Origin of the sequence: Palleronia sediminis (genome assembly GCF_004358695.1) — a bacterium.
GTDB lineage: Bacteria > Pseudomonadota > Alphaproteobacteria > Rhodobacterales > Rhodobacteraceae > Palleronia > Palleronia sediminis.
Window position 1 is genome coordinate 1 of sequence record NZ_SNAA01000033.1, and the last position, 6,300, is coordinate 6,300.

Here is a 6,300-nt window from a genome sequence, read left to right on the forward strand (position 1 = left end):
AAGTAGGGCTCCAGACGCGCCATCTGCGCATCGCTCAGCCAGAAGAGATCAGACATATCACCGCTCTGTTTTCGCGCGGTGAATCATGCACTTCTGCTAAAATCAATGGGTCCTGAGCCTAAACGAAACGCTGGGCCAGCTCTGACGGGTCGGACACCTCCACATGCCAGAAGGCTTGCGCCTCCGGGCCGATCCCGTCGAGGACGCGGTCAAGATCGCGTTGATCGAGACTCCTGCGGAGAGCCCAAGCGGTCGCTTCGATTGCATTATCGGGGGTCAGATTGTGATTCACCCGGACACGCTTGGCCTCGCTCGTCATCGCAACTCGGTCTTCGAAAGGTGCGGGGGGATCTTCGACCTGCCAGTCGTTCACAAAGATCGCGCGCGGGACGCAAGGCAGAACGCTTGCAAAATCGAGACCCTGTTGCGCCGTGAGGCGACGACGAAAAACCCGGAACACAGCGTCGACGGCCGTGTACGTCATGTTGTCGGACTCGAGCGCCATCCGTTCTTTTGCGTCATCAAGAAAGCCGCGGAACTCGCGGCTGGCGTGTCGGTATGTCCATGGCATCGGCATTTAACGGACCTCTTGGGTTGTCGCGAGGGCAGCGCAACATCGAAGCACCAACTCTCGGTGGAGGCGTTGCGAGACCATCACCCCGGCACTCTCTGCAACCTGGCGAAAAGCGATTGGACGGCGCTCACCAGAAAGCTCGCTGCCGCCGACCCAAAGACGGCAGCGAAAACGCTCTCGAAAACCCGACGAAATCGCCAGTATCCCTCTGCGATGCGCCGGTGCGAGAACAGCAGCGCAAGCCCCACGAAGATGAGGATGCTTTGGAGTGCCACCGCACCGGCTATCATGAGGACAGTTCCGCCGGTCGCGCCAACTGGCAGACCGAATGCGTAAAGTGCTCCGAAAAACAGGATCGCCTTCGGGTTGGTCAGGTGGATCAGCAATCCGCGGATGTAGCTCCCGCTGGTTCTTGGGCTCGATGGTGCGCCACTGGTCGCCTCGGTACGAAGTGCCGCCTTGGCGGACTTGAACGCCAGCCAACCGAGATAGACAGCCGCTGCAAACCTCAATCCGATTATTGCCCATTCACTGGCGAGAATGATTGCGCTCATTCCACCCGCCGCAACGGCGGACCAAATCCAGGATCCCGTGGTGACACCGAGAGCCAAGGCAACGCCGGCCTTCCGGCCATGCAGCATCGCCTCGCGGGAGATGGCCAGAGTGGCCGGACCGGGGCTTGCCTGCGCGACGAGGGCAGCGGCAAGGACGGGCGCAAGAAGGAAAAGAATATCGGTCATTGTCAGGAGATCCAGACTGGTACGATGGAGAGAACGAGCAGCACGGCCATGACCGAATTGAAGACACGCATGTGCCGCTCGTCGGAAACCAGTGCCCGAAGCGATTGTCCGACTCCCGCCCACGCGATGTTTGCCGGCAGGCCCAAGAGGACAAAGGTGGCAACCATGGCCGCGATCGTTACTGCGGACCAGCCATCGGGTAGAAACAGGGAGACGGCCGTGATGCACATCAGCCATGCCTTGGGATTCACGACCTGGAAGACGGCCCCGGACCAGAACCCAAGGTCGCGATGGTGTGCCTTCCGTTCGGTCTTGCCACTCCGCAGAAGGGTCGCGGCGAGATAGAGGAAGTACCCCGTTCCGACGACCTTCAGGCTCAGTTGTGCGGCCGGAAACCGTTCGAACAGCTGCCCGAGACCGTAGCCGACACTGACAAGCAGAACCGAGAACCCGAAATTTATCCCGACGACGAACGGCATGGTTCGCCAAAGCCCAACGCGCAAACCTGAGCCCAGCAGAAGCAGATTGTTGGGACCAGGGGTGGCAGCAGATACGAACGCGAAGGCGGCGAACGCCGTGAGGATTTCGAGGTTCATGCCCGCCTCTCCCGCCTGCTGTCACCGGTCGGGTGGGGCAGCTTGCCGTCGCCATAGGTCGACACGACTTTGGAAACGATCACATGATACCCGTTGTACCATTCTGCCTGCCGAGCCTTCGCCTTCCTGTGAATCGGATCGCGCACAAAGACGTCGAGACAAGCCCGGTCTGCCCAATAGTAGATTGCCAGACGGAGAGAGCCGTCCGGCGATTGCCAGTTTTCTTCGCCCAGAAAGCCGTCAAGCCGGTTGGCGCAGGCGTTTATCTGCGCGGTGAAGGCTTCGAAGTCGGCGTCCGTTGAGCCAGGACGAAACATGAATGCAGCCTGATACATGGTGGGTCCGCTTTAGGTTGCTTCTTGGATGGAGCGGGCCGTCAATGGACGCTGCAAGGCGGCCGAAGCGGCTCCGAGGATCAGGATCAGACCTGCCGCAGCCATTCCTTGGGAGACCGACCCGGTGATGTCCGAAACGAAACCCGCGAGAACCGGCCCGACGATCTGACCGAGCGCGAAGACAACGGTGAACATGCCGACGGCGCGCCCCCATGCTGCCTGATCGAGGTTCTTTCGGGCGAAGCTGGTTACCGCCGTCGGCGCAATGAAGAACGACAGCCCGAAGACGACCACAGAGACGACGAGAGCCGGAACGGAGCCCGGGAGACCGATGGGGAGCAGCGTGGCCGCCCCGGTCGCAAGGCAGGCCAGCGCGAGCGCACCGCCGCCTGCGCTCCGGGCCAAGACGCCCCGCCAGACGAAAGGCGCCGCGATCACGCCGATGCCAAGCAGCGTCCAGCAGACTGCGATCAACTCGGCGCTCGCCGCGCCTTCCTGCATCAGAGCCACCAGGAAGGTCAGGTAAACGATGTAGCCGACGGCAAACAGAAAGTATCCGAGCACGGCCGGCAGCTTCTTCATCACAGGCAACCGTGGAGCGACCAAGACGTGAATGCGGGCCGGTTCCGAGCATACTCTCGCCGCCCAGAGCGCCGGCCAGACCGCGAGCGCGGACATTCCCGCGAGAAACATCCACGCCATCGGCCAAGCGCTGACGCCGTTCCGGTCGAAAAGGATGGGAAGTAACGCGCCGCTGGCGATCATCCCAATGCCTCCACCACCAAAATAGAGACTGATCGCAAGCGCATTGCGTGACGGTGCATCGCGAAACAGGGTCGCGGCCATCGTTCCGCCGGATATGAAGATGCCGGCGCCTGCGACTCCGGCGGCGACCCTGAAAATCGATTGCAGCCAGAGATCCGCAAAGACCGCCGACCCCGCCAGCGCGAATGGCGTGACAGCGATCCCGATGGAAAAGATGCGCCTGGAGCCAACCATGTCGATCAAGGCAAAGGTCGACAAGGCGCCCAGCAGGTAACCGACTGCATTCGCCGTGTTGAGCCAGCCTGCCTCCGTGAAGTTCCACGAAAGGTCGGCCTGCATGGCCGGCAGGATTAGGCCGTAGGCGAAGCGGGCCAGACCGTTGCTGACCGCTGGGCCAAGCGAAAGGCCGGCCACGACCAGCCAAGGCGTGAGGCCCATCGACATCATTCGCCTTGCCTCAAGAGATGCTCGGCTGCGGAACGCGCCGCTGAAATAGGCGCTGTGTCACCCTCGATGAAGGCGTCGGTCAGGGATCCATCCCAAAGGGCGAGAAGCTGTCTTGCGAGGGTCTCCGGATCTGATCTCCCAGCCTGTTGGGCGAGGCGTGAGAAACGACCGCGAAGTGCCGCCTTGTGACCACGTGCCAGGTCGAGCAGCCGCGCGTCATTGAGCCCGGCGTGAGCCGCGAGGTCGATGAAGGCGCACCCTCGGAACGAAGCTCGGCTGGCCAAGTCGACGGCAAGGTCGAAAATGGCAAGGATCGCTGCTTCAGGCCCGTCCGATGCTGCGATCGCGGCATCGACCGCGTCCTGCCTGTTCTTCGACACGGCGGAATAGGCCGCGAGTGCCAGATCCTCCTTGGACTTGAAGTTGTTGTAGAGCGACATCCTCGCGACGTCGGCCTCGCGGATGATCTCGTTGATGCCGACACGGGTCAGGCCGCGCTCCTGAAACAGGCGCGCTGCGGTGGCGGTCAATCGTTCGGTAGCTGATTCTCGCATGGCGCTAAATAGACCGACTTGTCTATCCGGTGCAAGCTGGTTATCCATCATCCGTCGCGAAACGGAGTGGGAATCGCGACAGCTACAGGCCGGTGACAGAAACGGAGTGAGTGGATGCAGAACACGGGACAGGAAGCGGCCAGGCTATGGAACCTCGATGCCATTGCTTCGACATCGGCCGGAAGAGTCGCCTACGGCATAGCGGGCGACGGACCGCCGCTCGTCCTCGCACACGGCTGGCCATGGTCCTCATTCTCATGGCATCGGATCATTCCTGCGCTTTCGGAACAATTCCGAGTCCACTGGTATGACATGCCAGGTTTCGGACGTTCGGAGCTTTCACCCGCTCGCCCGCCGTCGCTTGCGGTACAGGGAGAGGTGTTCTGCGAAATGCTGGAACACTGGAAGCTCGACGCGCCGTTGGTGGTCGCGCATGATTTCGGCGGCACAGTGACGCTCCGGGCGCACCTCCTTCACGGGAACGAGTTTGCCCGCCTCGTCCTTATGAATGTCGTGGCGATGAGACCCTGGGGCTCAGCGTTCTTTGAGCATGTGAAGACCCATATCTCAGCTTTCACGGGGCTTCCTCCGCACATTCACGCTGCGATTGTCTGCGCATACATCGACAGCGCGCTTGTGCATGCGATCCCGAAGGAAGACTACAACCAACTCGACGGTCCCTGGCTTACACCGGAAGGTCAACAGGCATTCTGGCGGCAGTTCGAACTGGCCGACGAAGCATTCACTGCCGAAATCGAGCCGCAGTATGGCGAGATCCGTTGCCCTACTTCGATACTATGGGGGGCCGACGACCCATGGATCCCGATCGCTAGAGGGATGGCGCTTGCAGAGCGGGTTGGCGTCACACTGACTCCCTTGCCGGGACTTGGCCATCTCCCACAATTGGAAGCCCCGGATGTCGTGTTGCGAGAACTTTTCGCTCACTTGTCCAAACAGTGAAGCGTCGTAAACAAATCTCCGAAAGAAAGAGGTTTCCCAAAATGCAGAAAAAAAATATTGATCAGATTCATCGCTACGTCGATGCGTACAACCGGTTCGACATCGAAGAAATGATGGAGCAGCTGCACCCGGATGTGGTGTTCCAGAATTATTCGAACGGAGCACTGTCCCTCGAGACACGCGGTGCTTCCGAATTTCGCGCACAGGCAGAAGCAGCGGCCAAGATGTTTAGTCAGCGCAATCAAACCGTGAAGGCGGTAAGTGCACAGCATGCAGCTCTTGTTGCTGAGATCGACTACGTGGGAACAGTTTCAAAGGATCTCCCAAACGGACTGAAGGCAGGCGAAAAAATCGAAATCTCCGGCATCAGCGAGTTCACGTTCCTTGATGGGAAGATTGCTTCTATCGTCGATCGAAGCTGACACCAACACCCTCCCCAAGTCCTTGATGCGATTTCAAATGAGAAGTCAGGCCTGCACCCCGCCGCATCAGCGATCACCCGTGTCTTCCTCGCACGAGGTCGCCCTATTTACCGAGAGCTTGCGGGCAACCCATCGAATTGCAGCTAGAAAGGCTTCTGCGCGCAGTTGGTGTGCCCGATCAAGATAGAATTTCAGTTCAGCATCGGTGATCCGCCTGCTGCAATGGATGGGTTTGCGACGAGACATCCGGCATGCTCCAGTACAACGGTTCCACGCCGTTATGACGGTCGCCAAGGGTGCAAATAATCCAAAATCCTGCAGATGAGGTTTGCATGCCGTTCATAAATCGAGTCAGCACGGAAGACCTCGTCCTGTTCTCCGAAGTTGCGCGACTCAGAAACTTTTCTCATGCCGCTGAGCGGCTCGGGTTGGCACCGCCAGACGTATTGTATGCGCGAGCCCAGAGTATCTTCGGGAACACGGGGTTCCGGTTGAACCCGACGACCTCGCACGTCATCGGTGCCTGACGATCATTGGCCATGAAGAGCTTGAGCACTGGCCATTCAAGCAAGGGCGGGAGACCTTGCGCGTACGCGTGCGACCGGCGATGCGTAGCGATAGCGCGGTTGCCCTTCGACACCTCGCGCTATCGGGGCTCGGTATCGTTAGGTTGGCCGATTTCGTCGTGCGCGATTCAATCGCAATGGGCTTGCTGGTTCCGATTCTCGACGAGACGCACCAAACAGACGACATCCCAATCTGGGCGCTTTACGCTCCAGCAAACTGGCTAGGGTCAGGATTCATAACCAGAACATGACGGTTGCGGCGAGGGCGATGGCGGAGAGGAAGACCTTCGGGCATCTGTCGTAGCGGGTGGCGATGCGACGCCAGTCTTTCAACCTACCGA

Annotated in this window: 9 protein-coding genes and 2 pseudogenes; 4 read left to right on the forward strand and 7 right to left on the reverse strand. The window is 60.0% G+C overall.

The genetic code is table 11. The features are described 5' to 3' along the window. Positions 1-118 precede the first annotated feature (118 nt). From E2L08_RS16470 to E2L08_RS16495, 6 genes are all read right to left on the reverse strand, one after another. Positions 119-577 carry a DUF2267 domain-containing protein gene (locus tag E2L08_RS16470; protein WP_133398181.1) on the reverse strand — a complete coding sequence of 153 codons (459 nt, stop codon included), beginning with the start codon at positions 575-577 and terminating at the stop codon, positions 119-121. A gap of 77 nt (positions 578-654) precedes the next feature. Continuing rightward, the gene (locus tag E2L08_RS16475; RefSeq protein WP_133398182.1) at positions 655-1,314 is read right to left on the reverse strand and encodes a LysE family translocator; all 660 of its coding nucleotides are present in this window, start codon (positions 1,312-1,314) and stop codon (positions 655-657) included. Between the two features lie 2 nt (positions 1,315-1,316). After that, positions 1,317-1,910 (reverse strand): LysE family translocator, encoded by a 594-nt coding sequence (locus tag E2L08_RS16480; protein ID WP_133398183.1) that lies wholly within the window; start codon positions 1,908-1,910, stop codon positions 1,317-1,319. Next, positions 1,907-2,245: an antibiotic biosynthesis monooxygenase family protein gene (locus E2L08_RS16485; protein ID WP_133398184.1), complete on the reverse strand. Its 339-nt coding sequence runs from the start codon at positions 2,243-2,245 to the stop codon at positions 1,907-1,909. Before E2L08_RS16485 ends, E2L08_RS16480 begins: the two co-directional genes overlap by 4 nt. 12 nt (positions 2,246-2,257) lie before the next feature. Further along, positions 2,258-3,457: a YbfB/YjiJ family MFS transporter gene (locus E2L08_RS16490; RefSeq protein ID WP_133398185.1), complete on the reverse strand. Its 1,200-nt coding sequence runs from the start codon at positions 3,455-3,457 to the stop codon at positions 2,258-2,260. Further along, entirely contained in the window at positions 3,454-4,059 is a 606-nt protein-coding gene (locus E2L08_RS16495; RefSeq protein WP_168771191.1) for a TetR/AcrR family transcriptional regulator, read from the reverse strand. The genes E2L08_RS16490 and E2L08_RS16495 overlap by 4 nt, the downstream gene beginning before the upstream one ends. A gap of 66 nt (positions 4,060-4,125) precedes the next feature. Between E2L08_RS16495 and E2L08_RS16500 the strand changes: the two genes are divergently transcribed. The 4 genes and pseudogenes from E2L08_RS16500 to E2L08_RS17455 all read left to right on the forward strand — a co-directional run. Next, positions 4,126-4,971 carry an alpha/beta fold hydrolase gene (locus E2L08_RS16500; protein ID WP_133398187.1) on the forward strand — a complete coding sequence of 282 codons (846 nt, stop codon included), beginning with the start codon at positions 4,126-4,128 and terminating at the stop codon, positions 4,969-4,971. A gap of 41 nt (positions 4,972-5,012) precedes the next feature. Further along, on the forward strand, positions 5,013-5,393 hold the full coding sequence (locus E2L08_RS16505; protein WP_133398188.1) for a nuclear transport factor 2 family protein: 381 nt from the start codon (positions 5,013-5,015) through the stop codon (positions 5,391-5,393). Positions 5,394-5,725: 332 nt separating this feature from the next. Continuing rightward, a complete protein-coding gene (locus tag E2L08_RS17450; protein ID WP_369126920.1) occupies positions 5,726-5,920 on the forward strand; it encodes a helix-turn-helix domain-containing protein in 195 nt (64 codons plus the stop codon). Further along, a pseudogene (locus tag E2L08_RS17455) lies at positions 5,830-6,210 on the forward strand (substrate binding domain-containing protein); the annotation flags it as partial. The gene E2L08_RS17450 and the pseudogene E2L08_RS17455, both read left to right, overlap by 91 nt. Here E2L08_RS17455 and E2L08_RS16515 read toward each other — a convergent pair. After that, positions 6,194-6,300, reverse strand: a pseudogene (locus E2L08_RS16515) (IS5/IS1182 family transposase); the annotation flags it as partial. The pseudogenes E2L08_RS17455 and E2L08_RS16515 sit on opposite strands and share 17 nt — an antisense overlap.

Bases quoted from the DNA above. Each gene is read 5' to 3' on its own strand.
- E2L08_RS16500 (WP_133398187.1), top strand. From the start codon at position 4,126: ATGCAGAACACGGGACAGGAAGCGGCCAGGCTATGGAACCTCGATGCC.
- E2L08_RS16485 (WP_133398184.1), bottom strand. From the start codon at position 2,245: ATGTATCAGGCTGCATTCATGTTTCGTCCTGGCTCAACGGACGCCGAC.
- E2L08_RS17450 (WP_369126920.1), top strand. From the start codon at position 5,726: ATGCCGTTCATAAATCGAGTCAGCACGGAAGACCTCGTCCTGTTCTCC.
- E2L08_RS16495 (WP_168771191.1), bottom strand. From the start codon at position 4,059: ATGGATAACCAGCTTGCACCGGATAGACAAGTCGGTCTATTTAGCGCC.
- E2L08_RS16490 (WP_133398185.1), bottom strand. From the start codon at position 3,457: ATGATGTCGATGGGCCTCACGCCTTGGCTGGTCGTGGCCGGCCTTTCG.
- E2L08_RS16480 (WP_133398183.1), bottom strand. From the start codon at position 1,910: ATGAACCTCGAAATCCTCACGGCGTTCGCCGCCTTCGCGTTCGTATCT.
- E2L08_RS16505 (WP_133398188.1), top strand. From the start codon at position 5,013: ATGCAGAAAAAAAATATTGATCAGATTCATCGCTACGTCGATGCGTAC.
- E2L08_RS16470 (WP_133398181.1), bottom strand. From the start codon at position 577: ATGCCGATGCCATGGACATACCGACACGCCAGCCGCGAGTTCCGCGGC.
- E2L08_RS16475 (WP_133398182.1), bottom strand. From the start codon at position 1,314: ATGACCGATATTCTTTTCCTTCTTGCGCCCGTCCTTGCCGCTGCCCTC.